This window comes from Streptomyces nanshensis, assembly GCF_001751255.1.
Lineage (GTDB): Bacteria > Actinomycetota > Actinomycetes > Streptomycetales > Streptomycetaceae > Streptomyces > Streptomyces nanshensis_A.
The window spans coordinates 1-17,930 of sequence record NZ_LJGW01000042.1 but is presented as its reverse complement, the minus strand read 5'-3'; the positions used below and the strand labels follow the sequence as shown (position 1 = coordinate 17,930).

The 17,930-nt window shown below is 71.4% G+C and carries 16 protein-coding genes; 12 read left to right on the top strand and 4 right to left on the bottom strand.

The annotated features are described in order from the left end of the window. Window positions 1–148 precede the first annotated feature (148 nt). The gene (locus AN218_RS02130; protein WP_070014737.1) at window positions 149–577 is read right to left on the bottom strand and encodes a hypothetical protein; all 429 of its coding nucleotides are present in this window, start codon (window positions 575–577) and stop codon (window positions 149–151) included. Between the two features lie 112 nt (window positions 578–689). On the opposite strand from AN218_RS02130, the gene AN218_RS02125 reads away from it, so the two are divergent. From AN218_RS02125 to AN218_RS02110, 4 genes are all read left to right on the top strand, one after another. Beyond that, complete coding sequence (locus AN218_RS02125) at window positions 690–1,931, top strand: helix-turn-helix domain-containing protein (RefSeq protein WP_070014736.1); 1,242 nt, start codon at window positions 690–692, stop codon at window positions 1,929–1,931. After that, the gene (locus AN218_RS02120) at window positions 1,928–2,476 is read left to right on the top strand and encodes a flavoprotein (RefSeq protein ID WP_070014735.1); all 549 of its coding nucleotides are present in this window, start codon (window positions 1,928–1,930) and stop codon (window positions 2,474–2,476) included. Before AN218_RS02125 ends, AN218_RS02120 begins: the two co-directional genes overlap by 4 nt. 121 nt (window positions 2,477–2,597) lie before the next feature. After that, window positions 2,598–3,719, top strand: a complete 1,122-nt coding sequence (locus tag AN218_RS37755; RefSeq protein WP_244900202.1) for a DUF2637 domain-containing protein — start codon at window positions 2,598–2,600, stop codon at window positions 3,717–3,719. Between the two features lie 257 nt (window positions 3,720–3,976). After that, the gene (locus tag AN218_RS02110; RefSeq protein ID WP_070014733.1) at window positions 3,977–5,815 is read left to right on the top strand and encodes a hypothetical protein; all 1,839 of its coding nucleotides are present in this window, start codon (window positions 3,977–3,979) and stop codon (window positions 5,813–5,815) included. A 39-nt stretch (window positions 5,816–5,854) separates the two neighbouring features. On the opposite strand, the gene AN218_RS02105 is transcribed toward AN218_RS02110, so the two are convergent. The 3 genes from AN218_RS02105 to AN218_RS02095 all read right to left on the bottom strand — a co-directional run bounded on the left by AN218_RS02105 (window position 5,855) and on the right by AN218_RS02095 (window position 9,116). Further along, window positions 5,855–7,630 (bottom strand): RNB domain-containing ribonuclease, encoded by a 1,776-nt coding sequence (locus tag AN218_RS02105; protein ID WP_070014731.1) that lies wholly within the window; start codon window positions 7,628–7,630, stop codon window positions 5,855–5,857. Window positions 7,631–7,802: 172 nt separating this feature from the next. Then, a complete protein-coding gene (locus AN218_RS02100; protein WP_141747405.1) occupies window positions 7,803–8,639 on the bottom strand; it encodes a hypothetical protein in 837 nt (278 codons plus the stop codon). A gap of 141 nt (window positions 8,640–8,780) precedes the next feature. Next, on the bottom strand, window positions 8,781–9,116 hold the full coding sequence (locus AN218_RS02095; RefSeq protein WP_141747404.1) for a hypothetical protein: 336 nt from the start codon (window positions 9,114–9,116) through the stop codon (window positions 8,781–8,783). Between the two features lie 548 nt (window positions 9,117–9,664). Here AN218_RS02095 and AN218_RS02090 point away from each other — a divergent pair. The 8 genes from AN218_RS02090 to AN218_RS02055 form a co-directional block, all read left to right on the top strand. Next, a complete protein-coding gene (locus tag AN218_RS02090; protein ID WP_070014727.1) occupies window positions 9,665–10,663 on the top strand; it encodes a conjugal transfer protein in 999 nt (332 codons plus the stop codon). Window positions 10,664–10,747: 84 nt separating this feature from the next. Beyond that, complete coding sequence (locus AN218_RS02085; protein WP_070014726.1) at window positions 10,748–10,975, top strand: TcpD family membrane protein; 228 nt, start codon at window positions 10,748–10,750, stop codon at window positions 10,973–10,975. Window positions 10,976–10,982: 7 nt separating this feature from the next. Further along, the gene (locus AN218_RS02080; protein ID WP_070014725.1) at window positions 10,983–11,561 is read left to right on the top strand and encodes a hypothetical protein; all 579 of its coding nucleotides are present in this window, start codon (window positions 10,983–10,985) and stop codon (window positions 11,559–11,561) included. Next, window positions 11,558–12,382: a hypothetical protein gene (locus tag AN218_RS02075; protein ID WP_070014723.1), complete on the top strand. Its 825-nt coding sequence runs from the start codon at window positions 11,558–11,560 to the stop codon at window positions 12,380–12,382. Before AN218_RS02080 ends, AN218_RS02075 begins: the two co-directional genes overlap by 4 nt. After that, the gene (locus tag AN218_RS02070; protein WP_070014721.1) at window positions 12,379–13,152 is read left to right on the top strand and encodes a hypothetical protein; all 774 of its coding nucleotides are present in this window, start codon (window positions 12,379–12,381) and stop codon (window positions 13,150–13,152) included. The genes AN218_RS02075 and AN218_RS02070 overlap by 4 nt, the downstream gene beginning before the upstream one ends. A gap of 61 nt (window positions 13,153–13,213) precedes the next feature. After that, the gene (locus AN218_RS02065) at window positions 13,214–15,844 is read left to right on the top strand and encodes an ATP-binding protein (protein ID WP_079131732.1); all 2,631 of its coding nucleotides are present in this window, start codon (window positions 13,214–13,216) and stop codon (window positions 15,842–15,844) included. Window positions 15,845–15,900: 56 nt separating this feature from the next. Continuing rightward, the gene (locus AN218_RS02060; RefSeq protein ID WP_070014720.1) at window positions 15,901–16,434 is read left to right on the top strand and encodes a hypothetical protein; all 534 of its coding nucleotides are present in this window, start codon (window positions 15,901–15,903) and stop codon (window positions 16,432–16,434) included. Continuing rightward, window positions 16,431–17,930 (top strand): hypothetical protein (locus tag AN218_RS02055; protein ID WP_141747403.1); only part of this gene is annotated, 1,500 nt, incomplete at its 3' end. The genes AN218_RS02060 and AN218_RS02055, both read left to right, overlap by 4 nt.

Below are 17,930 nucleotides of genomic sequence, written 5' to 3'. Positions count from 1 at the left end.
TCGGCATCATGGACCGGACGCTACAACGGGCCCGCCGCCCCGACAGCACGCACAATGCGTGCCTTGGACGCGAAGTTGTGGCCCGGCCGGCTGGCCGAATCATCGAGCTGAGCCGCCGTCACCCCACCCGCGGCCGGAACGCGGCAGGTCACCGGGGCGCGCCGCTGCCCTGCTCCGCATCGACGGTGGAGACCGCCGCGCGCAACGCCTTGGCGTCCACAAAACGCCGCTCCGGGCCCGGAGAGCTCAGCCATACGGCGAGGTAGCAGCCCAGGTCCCCCCGGGGAACCAGAAGCCACGAGCCGCGGGTGAGCACCCGGACGCCCGGGAGGGCGCCGCCGGCGTGGGCGGTGCCGGGTGGCACGAGGACGATCAGCTGTTGGTGCGTGTGATCGGCGAGCACCGGATATCCGCCATCCGTCGGCACGTTGAGCACGTCCAGGGCGGCGAGTCCTCTGGCCAGCGGTGTGATCACCAGGGCATCCCACTCGCGACCGCAGGCGGCCAGCCGGATGGCGGAGGCACGGCTGGTCATCATCGCATCGTCCGGGACGAGCAGCGCGGACCAGACTGACAAGGGTGAATTCTTCGCGGACTCCGGCATGTGCGCCAACGTAAGTGCAGTACAACGGAGAGTAGGCACGCACCGTGCGTGCATCGCTCCCCTCATCGCGGCCTGGAGCTCGGCCATGGACACTCAGGGAATCGGACGCCGCATCGCCTACTGGCGGGGCCGACGCCGCATGTCCCAACAGGACTTCGGACGGCTGATGGGGCAGTCGAGACGCTGGGTGCAGGACCTGGAAGGCGGGAAGCGCCAGACCGATCCCCGGCTGTCCGTCCTCGAGTCCGCTGCCCGCGTGCTGTCGATCAGGCTGCAGACGCTGCTCGCCGACGCGTCGGGAGTCGAGCGCGTCGACGCCGCCGAACTCGAGGCCATCCGCGCCGTCTTACACAGCCACGACCTGATCACCGGCACGAGCACGGGCGACGCCGAACCACCACCCGTGGAGGTACTGCGCAGCCGGGTCGCCTACGGCTGGACCGCGTTCCAGCGCTCCCACTTCTCCCGTCTGGGCCGCCTGATCCCCGAACTCCTCAGCGACGCCAACGGAGCCGCCGCCCGGCACCACGGAGAGAACCAACTGGACGCGTTCCGGGCCCTGTCCATGGCACTGCAACTCACCGAAGCCGTCAGCATCAAGTTCGCGGCCTACGACCTGGCCGCAGCTGCCGGACACCGCGCGGTGACCGCCGCCGAACGCTCAGGCGACCCCGTCATCATGGCCTCGGCCGCCCGCCACCTCGCCGACGCGATGACCCACAGCGGGCAGGCCCATGCGGCGGCGCGCTTCGCCGTCGCCGCGGCCGAGCGTCTCGACCCCGAACTGAAGACGCGCGGCGCAAGCGGCCTGTCCACTCTCGGGATGCTCTACCTCAAGGCGGCCATGGCGCAGGCGTCCGCCGCCGTCTGCGACGACGCCACCGCCCCGGCCGACGCCGCCCGCGCGGTTCCGCACCTGCTGAACCAGGCCGAAGAGCACGCCGACGAGCTCGGCGCCGACGGCAACGCCCTGTGGACCGCGTACGGTCCCACCAACGTCAGCCTCTACCGCGTCGCTGCCCACGTGCAGCTGTCCGAAGGCGCCGACGCCGCCGCGGTCGCCGCCCGCATCCCCGACCACGCGCGCGCCGCCCTCCCGTGCGAACGACGCGCACACCACCTCGCCGACCTGGCCCGCGGCCTGACTCAAGCCGGGCGCCGCGTGGAAGCCGTCGACACCCTCCTGGACGCCGAACGCGAGGCGACAGAAGAGATCCGCTCACGTCCCCGGACCCACCAACTCATCGAGGACCTGCGCCTGCTGGGAGCCGGAAGCGCCCAGGGGCGCTTGCGGGAGCTCGCCGGGCGCTGTGGACTGCCCCAGTGACCCACACCCTGTATCTCATCGCGTGCGCGGCCCCGCCCGCCCAGCGCGTCGCCACCGGCATCCGGGCCGCACAGACGGCCGGTTGGGACGTCGGCCTGATCCTGACCCCGTCCGCCTACCGGTGGGCCGAGAAGGACAGCGACGGCAGTCTCGACGAGCTGAGCGAGCTGACCGGCCACCCCGTACGGCACGAGCACAAACTCCCGAGCCAGGACGATGCCCTCCCGCCCGCCGACGCGATCCTCGTCGCCCCCGCCACCTTCAACACGCTCAACAAGTGGGCCGCAGGCCACGCAGACACCCTCGCGCTCGGCCTGATCACCGAGGCGATCGGCCTCGGCCTCCCCCTCGTCGCCCTCCCGTACCTAAACCGCGCACAGGCCGCGCACCCCGCCCTCCCCCGCAGCGTGGACTTCCTCCGCGCCAACGGCGTCACCGTCCTGATGGGCGGCCCCGACGGATTCACCCCCCACGAGCCGAAACACGGCGATCTCGACGTCTACCCCTGGCAGACCGCCATCGGCGCCCTGCCGACCGTGAACTGACGCCGACTCCCCGAACTCCCAGTCCCAGGCGCGTGGGCGGACTTTGTCCACAGGCTGATCGCCGCACGCTGCGTGGGTGACTGAACAGGACGCACGCGAGAGCATCGTCCGGGCCGTGGCGCTGAAGCGAACGCACCGCGCCCTGATCGCCGTGGTCGTCATCGGCGCCGTGACGATCGCCGCCATCGGCTTCGTCGGGTCCTTCGCCGCCGTCCGCGATCTCGCCGAACGGAAGGGCTTCGGCGCCTTCGCGCCCGTCTTCCCCATCGGCATCGACGCCGGAATCGTCGTGCTGCTGGCGCTGGATCTGCTGCTGACCTGGATTCGGATCCCCTTCCCGCTGCTGCGTCAGGCCGCCTGGCTGCTGACGGCCGCGACGATCGCGTTCAACGGCGCGGCCGCGTGGCCCGACGCCCTGGGGGTCGGCATGCACGCAGTGATCCCCGTGCTGTTCATCGTTGCCGTCGAAGCCGCGCGGCACGCGATCGGCCGCATCGCCGACCTGACAGCCGACCGGCACATGGAGGGCGTACGCGTCTCCCGCTGGCTGCTCGCCTTCCCCTCCACCTTCCGCCTGTGGCGCCGGATGAAGCTGTGGGAGCTGCGCAGCTATGACGAGGTCATCCGCATGGAACAAGACCGCCTCGTCTACGAGGCCCGGCTCCACGCCGATTACGGCCGTCGCTGGCGTCGCGAGGCCCCGGTCGAGGCGTTGATGCCGCTGAAGCTGGCGCGGTACGGCATCCCCATCGACCCCTCAGCCCTCACCGCCGGCTCCGACAGCGCCGCGGAAGACGCCCAGCCGGATCCCGGGAAGGCGAAACCGCCCGGGCGGAAGCAGCGCAAGCGCCCCGGGACCGCTCGGGGACGCAACTCCGCCACAGCTGCTGCTTCTTCGCCACGCAGAGGAAGCAGCGCCGTGCAGCCACCCGCGGGGCAGCAGCAGTCCGCCGCGGCAGGTACCCCGCACAGCGCCCGGCAGACGAGCTCGCCGGGTACGAACGGCTCTTCGCCGGGCGGCGCAGGAAGCACAGGCGAGTCGGCGGATCACCGGCAGCAGGTGAAGACCGCTGCCTCGAACGCCGACGCGATCCGCTACGCCCTGGCCGCCACCGGTATCGCCGACGACTCGGCGATCGTGGAATGGCTGGCGACCTACGGACGCACCGTCAACCGCGGCCAGGTCTACAAGGTCCGCAAGGCCGCAGAGAACCCGCCCGAGCCGGCCAGGGCAGCCCGGTGACCGCGGCACCCGAACCGCCCGCAACAGCCGCGCGATCCGGGCCGGCAGCCCAGCACCCGTCGCCCGCCGCTGCGCCGCCCGGCAGCGCCAGCCCAAGGCCGCCCCGTCTCGAACCCCACTGCCGTCATCGGCAACGCGACGAACGCCCGCGGCGGGGTGTCGCACCAGGGATCGGCACCGGTGTGCGGCCGAGCGAGCCGCGGCTTTGCCGCGGACGGGACAGGACGACGTACGCGCCCGAGAGGAGGGGGTAGGCGATGGCAACCGCGACGGACAAGCGCATCGAGGAAGGCGTCGAGCAACTCCTGGTCGTGATGGGCCGGTTCCTCAGCGGGGCGCCGCTGAAAGAGGAGTCCGCGCCCGTGACCGGCCTGCCGCGGTGGCAGGTCGCGGCGTTGCGGCTGCTGTTCGTCGGCTGGGCGGCGTGGGCGGCCTGGACCTGGATGCAGGGGCAGCACGAGCGCGTCATCTGGTGGACGGCCGGTGCGGCGCTCGCCCTGCTGCCGGTGCTGATCGCCGCGCAGGTGGCCGGCCGCCGACGCCGTCGGCACATGCGCACGCTCGTGGTGCCGCTGTCACTCGCGCTGAAAGAGGTCATGCCGGTCTGGGACGACAAGCAGCGGCTGAAGGCGGTGAAGATCCCGCTGGACCGCTCGTTCGTCCGCATCGCTCTGCCCGACGGCTGGCACGGCCAGGACGGCCACAAGGACATGCTCAGGGAACTGGTCCAGGCCCGGATGGGCGGGGCCTGGTCCGCGGAGTACAACCTCAAGCGGCACCCCTTCCACGTGCTGTTCCAGCCGGCGAAGCAGAAGGTGAAGCTCGAGGTCCCCGAGAAGGTCGACTTCTTCAGCGACGAGGTTCAGGACGTCATCGCCCGCTGCGAGCCGGGGCAGTTCCTGCTGGGCATGGCGGAGGGTTTCGAATCCGTCATCAAGGCGATGACCGGCGAGACGGCGATGTGGGCCCTGTCGGTCGGCTCCGGAGGCGGCAAATCCTCCTTCCTCCAGATGATCATCACGCAGCTCGTCGCGCAGGGTGCCACCGTGATCGGCGTCGACGTGAAGATGGCCTCGATCAACTGCTTCGAGGGCGTCGAGGGGATCCACCTCTACAACGACCCGGGCAACATCGCGGACATGCGGTCGGCGATCTCCTGGGCGGCCAGGGAAGTGGAGGCCCGCAACTACCTCAAGGAGCAGGACCCCACCCGGACCTTCACCCGGCTGACGCTGATCTTGGAGGAGGGCAACGAGTTCGGCGACGCCTCCAAGGAGTGGTGGACCGAGCACAAGGAAAAGGGCGACCCGGCGGCCGACCCGATCTGGGGCGACATCGCCACGATCATGCGGATGGGACGGCACGTCGACGTCACCATCATCGGCGTCTTCCAGGACCTGCGGGAAGCAGCGGTCGGCAACCGCGGTCTGCGCAACATGTTCCGGTTGATCTTGATGGGCAACTTCAACTCCAACCAGTGGCGCATGATCGTCAACACCTCCCCGGTGCCCGAATCGATCGACAGAGCCGGCCGGATGATGGTCATCGAGGGCAACCGCCGACTGTGGATCCAGGTGCCGTACGCCGAGCCCGAGGACTTCCGTGAGGTGTGCCTGCAACTGCGCGCCGAGCGCGGCTACAGCACCGCCGACCTCTTCGGCCGGCCGCCGACACGCAGCCCCAAGCGGCTCCCGTCGCTGCTTCAGGTCTCCCAGCCCATCGGACCGCCCGGCGTCAGCCTCCACAAGGCCCTCTCCGCGGGCGATTCCGCTGGTGGGGACCGTCACGCCGAGCCGCGTGACGACGAGCGTGACACCCACGGCGAACCGCAGCGTGACACCGCACCGGAGCCGGTCAACCCGCCCGACGACGAGACGGCCCCGGAGCCGCCGGCCGGCGAGGGACCGGAGCGGCTCACCCTGGCGGAGATCTCACGCCTGATGGCCGACCAGGGCCTCCACGTCAAACCCGAGCTGATGCGGCAGCACAAGCGCCGGCGCCGCGACTTCCCTGCCGGGATCCGCCGCGACGGGAAGGACCTGTTCACCTACGACGAGATCGCCGCCTACTACACCCGCACCGACGACGAGGAGTAGCCGCTCCGCGCGCGGCCGCCGCGAGACCGCCGCGCTCAGTCATTGCCGGGCCTGGATCTCCTGCAGCAGCCGGGCGGCGGCCTCCGACTTCGCCGCCGCCTTCGCCGGAGCTGTGCCCTGCGCGGTCAGCACTTCACCCCGATGACGCGCCGACGCGCTGCAGATGAAGGTCGGCACATGTGAAGGTCCCTCGCGCGCCGACTCGTACTGCAGCTCACCGATGATCCGCTTCTGCTCATATTCGTTGAGGACCATGACCGGCTGCCGCCCCTGGGCCGGGACCGCGACGGTCTCCTTCGGGGGCGCCGGAATCTGCTCCGCGTGGTCGGCAGACGGGTCGGGCAGACCGGCGAGATCGGCGAGCAGACTGAGAGCCGCCTGGTGCCGGGCCGCCTTCTTGGTGGAGGCCGCGCGGGCCTGGCCACTGTGCCGGCTGAAGGTGGCCTGGACGGTGAAGACGGTGTGCGGGGGCTTGCCCTTCGCCTCGTCGCAGAACGCCGGCAGCTCCTGGCCCGTGGACTGCGCGTGCACGGACAGCACGCTCACCGCCTCCTCGGGCGACTGGGCGAGGACGTCCAGACAAGCCTGCCGGGCGGGCTCCCACTCCTCTCCCGAGGTCTCCAGCAGCACCATCTGCACCTGGCGGTGGGTGAGAAGCCCTTCCTCAGCACGCCGTGCCGCATCCTTGACCAAGTCCGGGTTGGCGATGTTCTCCGCAGCGGCCCGCTTGAGGACCGCGTGAAACTGCCTGTCCGGGAGAGCGGAGTAGTCCTGCTGGGTGCTGGCGGCCTGACGGGCTTCACGGTGACGGGCGTCCTTGAAGCGCTGGTTCTTGGCCTCGGCGTCCGCGGCGGCACCCGCATTGAGGACCTGCGCGATCGCATCAAGCTGCTCGGCCGTGTAGGGCAGGGGCGCGCCGTCCAGGGTGCTGGTGATCAGGCGCTGGGTGACGAGGTCGGCGTAGCGGCGCAGAGGGGAGGTGGCGTGGACGTAGCCGGGCAGGTTCAGCCCCCAGTGCCCTCCCATGTGGGGTGCGTAGACGGCCCGGCGCATCACCAGCAGCGCGCGCTGCTGCAAGGCTTCGATGCGGGCGGGGGTTCCGTCGGCGACGGCGGTCTCGAGGTCGGCGAGCAGATCCGCGCGTGGCGGGGCAACGTTGGCCACGGTGTGGTTGCGGAAGAGGACCGGCAGATCGCGGGCGGCGGCCCAGTTCGCGAGCGCGGTATTGGCAGCGATCATGCACTCCTGCACGATCTTGTAGCCGATGGTCCGCTTCGAGGGGGCGACCTGCACCAGCGTGCCCTCCTCCGTGGTCGCCCAGCCGTGCAGCAGGTCATACAGCGCCAGTGCGCCTCCGTCCCGCCGCCGGGCCAGCAGCACCTCGGCGAGGTCGGCGGCAGCACGCAGCATGGGCCGCAGCGGATGCTGCTCCTCGGCAAGAGCGCCCGCCACCTGCCCGTGGTCCATCGCTACCGCGCCCTCGAGGCGGGCACGGTCGACGTGCGTGGCGCGTACGAGACCGTCCGGGGTCAGCTCGACCCGCACCCGCACGGCCGCGCACGAGCGGCCCTCCGCGAGGGTGAGCCGGGTCTCGATCGGGCGGGGCAGCATCTTCTTCGTTCCCCGGACGCCGCCGTAGGCCGACTCCCGGCGTTGAAAGGCCTGGACGTCGGCGTCGCTGCCGGGGGCCACGCCGGAGGCGACGTCGGCGATGTAGACCTCCAGCTCCCAGCCGTCGTCACCGCGGCGCACCAGGAGAGCGTCGTCCCGGTCCACACTTCCCCGCTTGTCGATCATGACGGGGGTCTCGGCCACCGGTCCGGCCGTACGCGAGCCAAGCTCAGGCAACGTTCAACTACCTTTCGGAATCACGGTGTTCGACGTTCATCATCGCCGATCCGCGCGCCGCATTGCCCGCACGCAAGCACAGCCACTCGCAGGAGTCCGCGGCTCCTGCATGGCTGACGGGCGTGTCGGTGTCGACGGGTCACTTCTCGGGCAGCCGCCAGCGCTTGGCCTTGTAGAGCGCAGGTGTGTTGCCCGTCGGCGGGTTGAGGGTTCTGACCATGCGGCAGTCACGCGACAGCGTCAGGGTGACCTTCCCGCCGGTGACAGTGATCCGGTCCGGCGCGATGTGCACCGTGCCCTTGCTCGGCGCGCGCAGCAGCTTGTCGAGCACCGCCCGCATCGCCGCCGGCCGGTCCTCCAGCGGGACCTTCTGGAAGAAGGGCGAGTTCAATGCGTCGGCCTGGAAGACCACGGTGGGAGTCCGTCCGGCCCGCCGGACGGTGTCCTCGTCGGTGATCGGCCGTCGCTCCCACGGGACAGCAACCGGGCGGCCGTGCCAGTCGTAGGCCTGACCGGGCGGGAACATCGGCCAGCTCGGGACAGGCAGCGCGGAATCACGGCCCACGCTGCGCTCGTGTGCGGAGGCCCGCCGGCGCAGGTCCTCGAGCGGGAGGCGGGTCGACCTCTCGAACCAGGACTCGCGGGGACCGTCATAGCCGATGATCTTCTTGTCCGGCGGGTTCACCAGGACGGCGTACGCGCCGTCCTGGGAATGCGCGTGGGCGACCAGCCGGTGTCCGGACGGCGACTGGGTGAGGCGGCCGGTCTGGAGTATCCGCGCGGTGAGCTGCCGGACCTGCTGGTCTGCCGTCCGGTCGGAGACGATGTACGCCGCCATGTAGTGCCCCAGCACCTCCCGCTCGATGGTTGCCGAGGCCGCGAACTCGGCTGCGTGGTCGGCAGCGAAACGGGCGGCGGCCACCCAGTCGTCCGGGGCCGTGGCTCCGGCGTGGAACGGGGACGGCTTCGGGCGCATGGTCGGCATCGTAGCGATGCCGCGCCCTCCTTCGGCGACGTCCCAGCGTCCCTGGGCGGCCTTCCGGGCCGAACCCGCCTGCACATCCACCGGGCTGCGCGTGTGCCGTGCTCAGCTGGCTCGACCGGCCGTCCTGGCTCGTCATCCGGAGGCGGGCCCCGCGAGGGCAGGTTTGTAATGGCGGACGAGGAGGTCGGCGGCGACTTCCACGGTCTCGGTGCGGCTCCCCGCTGAACGGACGGCGGTGCCGGGCACGGCGGCAAGATGAACGACGATGCCGCTGTCGCCGTTGGCGTGCGCCTTGGCGACGGGGATGGGCCAGATCGCTTCCCGGCTGGGTTTCCTCGCGCCGTCCAGATGTTCCCCGTGGTCGCACAGCGGCCGGCCCTCGGCGTCAAGCAGGTAGAACAGCGTGCCCCTTCCCCAGCGCCGGGTCATGACGTGGGTATTGAGGCCGGCCGTCAGCCGGGCGGCCAAGTCCGCGGCGTGCGGGGCCAGGGGGACACCATCAGCGGTGACGCGGCGGGCGCGGAGGTGCCGACCCCACCACAGGGTGAACGTCCCGCCTCCCAGCGCGAAGCGTCGGTACACCAGAGCCCTCCCTTGGACGCGACGAGGAGGAAGGCTACCGAGGACAGTCAACCCGACGGCACTTGAGGCGCAGCGCCGCGAGGCTCGGCCGCGGCCGCGGCCGACCGCGGCACCCTCCAGCGCCTCTACGCCGCTGCCGGAAGCGGGCACCGCCCCGCCGCCGGGCCCGTAACGGCGTGCATGCCCCTATTTCTCCCGTTTTCGGGGTTTCTGTTCGGCTGTGCGCCATACCGGATCACCGCGCGGCCTGTGGCCTCGTCCTATCCCGTCCCGGTCGGCGCCGTCCACAGCAGCACGCCCTCGGGTCGCCGGAACTTATCCACAGGCGCCCGCTCCTACGTTTCCTGCCGTGGCATCCCCGCGGCGTGACCAGGCGTCACGCCCGAGCGGGAGAGCCCTGATGCCGAAGCGTGTTCAACAGCAGGGAGCGTGCGATGCGGAAGATGCTGAGTCTGTCCAAACCCGGCCAGACCAGCGACGAGCACTCCCACGCGGCTACCGCCGCGTCGTCTCACGACGTCCCGCAGACCCCTGAGCGGGAGACCGCCTCCGTTCACTGGGAGGAAGAAGAGGAACCCCGCCGGCGGGCCTGGGCGCGCCGCGGCGGGCGGGTGGTCATCTGGGCGCTGATCGCCCTGGCCATCGTGAGCGGGGTCCGCTCGTGGCTGTACCCGGCCACGCCGCCGAGCACCGGGCGCGACGCAGGGCAGGAACAGCGGCACAACGCCGTTCCCGAGACGCAGGCGCAGCTGATCGGTGCCCGCTTCGCCCGCTCGTACATGACATGGGACTCGCGCTCTCCCAAGGCCCGGGAGAAGGAACTGGCCCGGGACCTGGCCAAGGGCGCCGACGCCACCATGGGCTGGGACGGCTCCGGCGCGCAGGTCGCGGCCCAGGCCATCCCCGGCCCCGTCACCCAGCGCGGTGACCATCGCGCCCGCGTGCGGGTCGATGTGCGCGTCAGCTACAACTCCGGGCGCTCCGGCAAGGAGGTCACCTCCGCCTGGCGGGGGCTTGAAGTGCCGGTCACCGAGACCCACGGCCGTGTCCTGGTGACCGGGCAGCCGGCGCTGGTCGGCCTGCCCACGCCCGTTCCCTACGACGAGCCGGACGCTCCGGCTTCCGACTCGGGCCTGTCCGCGGACACCCGTAGGACGGTGAAGGACTTCCTGACCGCGTGGGCGGAGGGGAGCGAGGACCAGGCCGCGGCCCCCGGAGCAGACATCGAACCGCTCGGCGACGGCATCGCCCTGGCGTCGCTGGGCGACTGGGCCATCGACGAAGGATCGGGCCACAAGCGGACCGGCACCGCCACCGTCACCTGGAAGCTCGCCGGCGGCGAGCTGCAGCAGACCTACCGGATCACGCTGACGACCGTCTCGGCCAGCGCCGCCAGCCGATGGCAGGTCCAGGCCGTCACCTCCTCCGGCTGACCACCTCCCTCCGCCACCGCCCGTGGGCGCGGCCGCTCGGCCGGGCCCGTCACTCCACCACCTCTGTCAGGGAGTCGATGCCGCATGCAAGGAAACGAGCTCACGCCGTGGGTCCTGACGATCATCGGCAGCCTCTTCGGCCTGTTCCTCGTCGCGAGGGTCTTCATCAACTACGCCAAGGGCGCCTGGGGCAAGTTCGTCACCGACCTGGCCGGCGCCGCCATCGTCGCGTACGTGATCGCCCAGCCCAGCGAGGCCATCGACATTCTCACGGCCGTGGGCGACAAGGCCGTCTCGATCATCCCGGGATGAGGTCATCGTGCGCATCTCCTCCACCTACAGCCGGCACTGGGACATCGAGACCCGGCAGCACGAGATCCTGGGGTACGACCTGGGCGAGGGCGTCTCCCGCAAGACCCTGAAGTACGGCGCGATCGCGGGCGCGGTGTGGTGGGGCGCCTGGCTGATGCTGCTGGGCTTCCCGCCCCGCCCGCTGGTGCCCCTGTTCCTGCTGCCGCCGATCGCGCTGACCTACTACGGCGTACGCCGCTCGCCGGTCTACTGGCGGCGCACCAACTTGCTGCTGTGGGCCGTGCGGTGGCACTACCTCTACGCCGGACTCCGCCCCGTCATCGGCCGCGGCCGCATCCCGGCACCGCCGAGCGGCCGGCGGCTGCGGGCCCGGCGCCTGGCCGAGAGCATTCCCCAGCTGCGGCACCTGCCGGGCCTGACTGGCCTGTTCACCGACGAGGGTCCTGATCCCGCCGAATCGTACGGCCCGCCGGCCCGGCTGACGCCGCGCGTGCGGTTGTACGGCCCTGACGCGCTGATGAAGGCCCGAAAGAAGCTGCGCCGGCGCCGCCGCGCGGCGAAGAAGGCAGCGAGGAACGCGGCATGAGCGACCAGACCGCGATCCCCATCCCCGCCCTGCGCAGCACCGTGCGGCTGAGCGATCCCCATACCGCGGCGGCGCTGGCCGCCGCCGACGAGCCGCTGCTCGGGCTCGCCGGCGGTGACCGGCCCGTCCACCTGCCCGCGGGTGCCGATCACGTCCTGATCGCCACCGGCAGCGGAGGCGGCACCACCAGCGTGCTGCGCGCCCTGGCCGCGCAGGTTCTGGCCCGCGGCGCCGAACTCGATGTCCTCGTCCCCGGCACGGGCGCGCACCGGTGGGCCGAGCACCTTCCCCACGTCACCTACCTCTCCACGATCGAGGCGATCCACGACCGGTTGCTGATCGCCGCCGCCGGGCTGAACGACGGCACCCGGCAGTGGAGCGGATGGCGCGGCCGGCAGGTGATCCTCATCGAGGACGTCACCACGCTCGTCTACGGGCTGCGGCAGTACTGGCAGCACACCCGGCCCGAAACGCAGTTGGAGGAAGCCCCCGGCATCGAGGCGCTGGTCCTGCTGCTCTTCCACGGCCCGGCACGCGGTGTGCAGATCCTCGCCGGCAACGCCCGCGGCGACTTCCCCGGCACCGAGGGGAGGCCGGTGAGCAGCCTGTGCCCGACCCGGGTGCTGGCCAACGGCGGGATCGCCCTGTGGCAGCGGGTCGCCCCCGAGGTGTGGCCCGTACCGCCGCCGTCGATCGTCGCCGGCCGCGTCCACCTCGCCATGCCCGGCCGGCCCGTCACCACGCTGCAAGCCCTCTACCTCGACGACCGCGAAGCCCGCGCGCTCGCCCGGCAGGCGCCGACCCCGGGGGAGGAGAGATGACGCACTCCAACCGCCGTGCGCTGAAGCGGCTGCGCCGCGTCCTGACCGGCGGGCGCCCAGCACGCGGACCGAGGCAGCTCGCACTGCGGCAGCACATGCCACGCGGCTGGAGCCAGGACGTCGACCCGGTCATCGGGCTCGCCGCCGGCGACGAGCCCGTACGACTCACCCCCGCCGACGGCCACACCCTCGCCCTCGTCCCGCCCGGGATGGGCGCCACCACGCTGCTGCGCACCCTCGGCGCTCAACTCGCCCGACACGGCGTGCACGTCGACCTCTTCGACACCGTCGGAGAGCACCGCTGGGCCACCGGTCTGCCGCACCTCACCCGCTACGACGACCCCGAAGAGATGCACCACCAGCTCTACCACCTGGCCCACGCCGCCCAGTCCTCCCAAGCCGACCGCCGCGACCGTCGGCACGCGGTCCTCATCGAGGAGCGCGCACTGGCTGAGATGGACGCCTTCCACCACACCCCGTGGCCGGGCGCCCGCGGCATGGACGCCCTGATCACGCTGCTGGCCCACGGACGCCCCCACGGATTCCAGGTCGTACTCGCCTGCCCGCACGTGCCTCCGTCCCTCACCCCGCAAGCGTCGCTTCTGGTCACCACCCAGCTGCTGGGCGAACCGCCGTCGCACCGCGATCTGCGGCCGGGACGGATGCGGCTGGTCAGCCCACGCCGCGTCACCGCCGTGCAAGTGCTGCACCTGAGCGAGCCGGAGGCAACGCACCTGGCCCTCACCGGAGCACCAGGGGCCGACGGGTGATCGCCGCGCTCCGCCAGCCCGCAGACCGCTCGACCTGAGCCCGCCCCGCAAGGAGGACCTGATGAGCACCACCACCGCCAGCACCAGCGCTCGCGCCGCGAAGAAGGGCGTCTCCCGCGTCGGGAAGATGCTCGGCCTGGGCGCCGAGCGGCTGATGCGCGAGCCCCAGCTGGTCGCCATCGCCGACGGCATCGTCGTCACCGACACTGCCGCCGAGGCGTGGTACGTGCTCTCGGCGACCAACAGCGACCTGATGCCCGAAGACCGGCAGGACATCGAACAGGACGAGGCTGCCCTCGGCTTGGCGAAGATCCTGCCCGGCTACCAGGCCCACCTGAAGATCATCTGGAGTGAACTGGACGGAGAGACCTACCGGCGGGAAGCCGGTGAGATCTTCACCGCCGGCGACGTCGACGCCTTCGCCGACATGTGGGCCCACCGCCTGGATTCCCTCCGCCTGCCGCAGCGGCACCTGCTGCTGGGCGTACGCATCGCCGAGCGGGACACCGCCGCGGGCGCCACCGTCAAGGGCGGCACCAGCGGCGCCTTGGGTATCCGCCACAACGCGGGCCTGGCGGACGGCGAACTCGCCCAACTCGAGGCGATCGTCCGCAGCTTGGAGCGCCGGCTTGAGGCCACACCGTGGCGTGCCCGCAGCGCCCCGGTGGAGCTTCTCGCGTGGGCAGTGGCCCGTGAGTCCTACCGACCGCAGCCGGAGCCGCCGAACCTCCCAGCCGTCACCGGCGCGAAACTCGTGCGCCTGACGCAGTCCAAGGCCATCCCGCACGCCGATCACGTCCGGATGATGGGCGCCCGCGGAGAGACCGCGGCATGGGTGAGCGTGCTGGCGATGCCGGCCTTCCCCGAGCAGCTGATCACCCCGGGGGAGCAGGAGTGGCTGCGCTGCCTGAGCGAGATCACCTACAGCCACCCGGAGACCGGGATGGAGGAACTGGTCTGCCCCGAGGCCAGCGTGCGCTTCACCGTCTGGGCCAAGGGACGGGCGATCAAAGAGGTCGACCGGGTGCGCACCAAGGCCAAGGAGCAGCGCAACTCCGCAGCCGAAGGCACCGCCGGGCAGACCTTCGCGGAGACGGAAGAGACCGAAGGCGTCATGGAGTCGCTGCGGCAGCAGATGAGCCGCGACAACATGACCCTGCTCGAGGACCACCCGCGCCTCATCGTCTCCTCCACCGAGTCGCTGGAGGACCTGCGCGCCCGCTGCCTCGCCGTGATCGCGCACTACGCCGGCATGAACATCGACGTCGTCGTGGCCACCGAGGAACAGCGCGAGCTGTGGCTGGAGACGCAGATCGGCGACCAGCTGCGGGTGAGCGACCTCGGGCACATCCGCGACACCCACGCGCTGGCCGCCTCCTGGTTCTGGGGCGGTTCGGAAGCCGGCGACGAGACCGGCCCGATCGCCGGTCTGCTGACCGGCACCACACCCGGCGTGTGCCGCCTGGACCTGACCGCCGGCAGCGCCCGCGGGGACGCGACCACGACCGCCTTCGTGGGCAGGAGCGGCCGCGGCAAGACCACAGCGATGATGCTGGGCACGACCACCACCAGCATGAAGGGCGCCTGGGCCCTCATGCTCGGCTTCAAGGGCGACGAGGGAGGCCTCGTCCGCGCCGGTGAATACCTCGGCCTGCCCTCGCGCCACGTCACGTGCGGCGCGGACACCCCCGCCGTCTGCGACGTCTTCCGCCTGCTCCCCAAGGACGACGCACCGCTCCAGGTGGTCTCCCAACTGCTGATCATCCTGCCGGAACGGATGCGGGCCGACGGCGTCGAGACCCGCCTGCTGCGCTCGGCCAACGCCATCGCCCAGCACGAAGACCCCGCCACCTGGCGCGTGGTGGAACACCTCCTCGGCAGCGATGACCCGCTCGCCGTCGAGGCAGGAGAAGCCCTCGAGCAGCTGTCGCGTACGCAGCTGGGCGCGCCGCTGCTGGGCCGGCCCGTCCCCGGAACCTCCCCGCTACTCCCCGAACCCGGCCTGTGGCTGGTGCAGGTCCCCGGACTGACGCTGCCCCAGAAAGGCACGCCGCCTGGGGACATGACGATGAACGAGCGGGCCTCCCTGGCCCTGATGCGGGGTCTGATCGCCTACGCCCTCCACACCTCCGCGCGATCCGACCTGCGCAACCTCCCCAAGCTCATCGCGATCCCCGAGGTGCACATCCTGACCGCCACGGATGACGGGCGTCGCTTCCTCGACTACGTCGGCCGTACCGGCCGCGCCCTGGACACCTCCCTCGCGATCGACACCCAGGATCCCGAATCGCTGCTCGGCCTGGACGGCCTGATCGAAGCGATCACCACCGTCTGCGCGTTCGAGCAGTCCACCCGCTCCCAGCAGGAGGCGATGGCCGAACTGCTCCGCCTGCCCAACACCGAGGCGACCCGCGCCCTGCTGCACGGCGTCAGCAAGAGCGCCCACGGCGCCATCCGGCACGGCCACTGCATCATCCGCGACCACCGCGACCGCGTCGCCACCATGCACTGGGACGCCCCCACCGCCGAACTCCTCGCGGCCCTGTCCACCAACCCCAAGGACCAGGCCACCAGCGCCCCGGAGAACGACGCCCACGCCAACGGGGACAGCGGCGACGGGGACAGCGACGGCACGACGCCGGAGCGGGTCAGTGTCCACAAGCAGCAGCCTCCAGCCTCGGAGAGCCCGTGACCCCCGCCCGCCGCAGGCCGCCCCGCACCGCTGACGCCCCAAGGAGGCACCCCGCCATGACGCTTCGAACCCTGCCGCGCGCCGCCGTGGCCGGCCTGACCGCCGTCACCGCCCTGACGCTGCTGTCCTCCTGCAGCAGCAGCCGGCAGACCGCCGAAGTGGAGAGGGCGAAGGTCAAGCACGCCGCCACCTCCTACATGCAGGCCTGGCTGGACAAGCCGTCCGACCCGGCGGACATGTGCCGCTGGCAGACCAAGGCGATGCGGCCCAACCATGAAGCCGACGGCGGCACCATCCCCGGCTGCATCGCCCGCTACGAGGACGACTTCGCCGAACAGGACAGCGACGCCGGCCGCGGACACCTGGACATCCGCGTCTCCCACATCCAGAACGTTGCCGCCACCGCCACACAGCCCCGCGGCAAGGGAGCACTGGTCACCCTGCACCGCAGCGGCGAAGAGCCCTTCCGCTACGCCCTGCGGCTGGTCCCGCAGAGCGTCACCTGGCGGGTGAGCCAGACCGCCGACGTCGGCTCCCGCTACCGCCACACCGACGACCCCGTCGACGAGGTGCTGGAGCACACGCCATGACCCTGCTGAACCACCTCGCCGCCTGGGCGATGCGCCTATGGATGGTCCGGCCTCGGATACGGACGCTGATGATCCCGCTGCTGGGCATCCTGGCCACCGCCTTCGTGCTCGCGCCGTCCGCGGCCGCCGACGACCCCAGCGACTACAAGCCCGGCGGCGTCGGTGACCTGATGCCCTCCCCGATGAAGCCGCCCGAGAACGGCACCCTGTTCGAGAGCTATAAGCCGGACGCCTACGACCTGGACAAACAGCTCTCCGACGATGTGACCGGCGGAGACATGACCGACTACGGCCTCTACTGGGTCGGCGTCGCCCTGATGAAGGTCATCGTGACGGTGGGGCGTGCAGCGGTCGTCATCACCCAGTGGGTCTTCAAGGTCGTCTCCCTGCCGGAGATCGAGAAGGCCATCGCCCGCGCCCTGGAGGGCGCAGCCGGCCCGATGGTCGAGTCGTTCCTGCCCGCCGCGGTGGTGGTCGGCGTGTTCATCGCCTGGGCCAAGAGCTCCCAGACCTCGGTGATGGGGCAGATGGCGTGGGTCTTCGCTTCCGCCGCGCTCGCGACCACGCTGCTGACCGCCCCGGGCACCTGGATCAAGGGCGTGGACAACGGACGCCAGCTCGGCGCCTCCGTCGCGATGCGCACCGTCGGCAGCGGCCTGTCCGGCAGCGACCAGTCCGCACTGCCGTTCAAGACGCCCGAGCCGACCTGGACGGACAACGAGAAGGACAACACCATCCGCAGGGCGAGCGACGCCGTGTGGCGCACCTACGTCGCCGTGCCCTGGTGCATCGCGGACCTGGGATCGATCAAGGCCTGCCAGAAATGGGGCGACGAGGTCCTGAAGAAGGGCACCGACCTCGACGCACGCGAGGACTACCTGGCGGAGAACCTCGACACCGACACCGTCGGCAAAGAGGCAGTCGCCTGGCGGCAGGGACACAACCCCGGCGGACGGATCGGCGTGCTCTTCGCCGCCATCGTCCCCGCCATCATCTTCTGCGGGCTCATGCTCGCCCTCGCCTTCGCCACGCTCGCCTCGCTGATCGGCGCGCTGCTGCTGCTGGTCTGCGGCGTCGCCTTCGCCTGCATGTGGTGCATTCCCGGCAAGCCCCGCCAATGGGGCGTCCAGTGGTTCGAGATGCTCCTCGGCCTGGTGATGGTCTCCTTCACCACCACCATGCTCACCGGCGCGGTCATGCTGGTCACCGTCGCGGTGATGTCGCTGCTGCCCACCTACGGCTGGCTCGCCGTCGCCGGGCTGAACATCTGCACCGCCGTGATGGCCTTCCGCGTACGCGGACGCCTGGACGGCGTCGTCTCCGCCGGCGGCGCGCAAATGGGCGGCCGCAGCATGATCGGCAGCGTCGCGCGCATGGCCGCCCGACGGCGGCTGCGCCGCGCCATCAGGCTCTCCGGACGCGGCGGACGCGACACCTTCGGCGACATGGACCGGCATCCCCGCCCGGCCGGACCCGGCGCGCCCACGGTCGCGCCC

Bases quoted from the DNA above. Each gene is read 5' to 3' on its own strand.
- AN218_RS02065 (WP_079131732.1), top strand. From the start codon at position 13,214: ATGAGCACCACCACCGCCAGCACCAGCGCTCGCGCCGCGAAGAAGGGC.
- AN218_RS02090 (WP_070014727.1), top strand. From the start codon at position 9,665: ATGCGGAAGATGCTGAGTCTGTCCAAACCCGGCCAGACCAGCGACGAG.
- AN218_RS02100 (WP_141747405.1), bottom strand. From the start codon at position 8,639: ATGCGCCCGAAGCCGTCCCCGTTCCACGCCGGAGCCACGGCCCCGGAC.
- AN218_RS02125 (WP_070014736.1), top strand. From the start codon at position 690: ATGGACACTCAGGGAATCGGACGCCGCATCGCCTACTGGCGGGGCCGA.
- AN218_RS02070 (WP_070014721.1), top strand. From the start codon at position 12,379: ATGACGCACTCCAACCGCCGTGCGCTGAAGCGGCTGCGCCGCGTCCTG.
- AN218_RS02075 (WP_070014723.1), top strand. From the start codon at position 11,558: ATGAGCGACCAGACCGCGATCCCCATCCCCGCCCTGCGCAGCACCGTG.
- AN218_RS02060 (WP_070014720.1), top strand. From the start codon at position 15,901: ATGACGCTTCGAACCCTGCCGCGCGCCGCCGTGGCCGGCCTGACCGCC.
- AN218_RS02110 (WP_070014733.1), top strand. From the start codon at position 3,977: ATGGCAACCGCGACGGACAAGCGCATCGAGGAAGGCGTCGAGCAACTC.
- AN218_RS02085 (WP_070014726.1), top strand. From the start codon at position 10,748: ATGCAAGGAAACGAGCTCACGCCGTGGGTCCTGACGATCATCGGCAGC.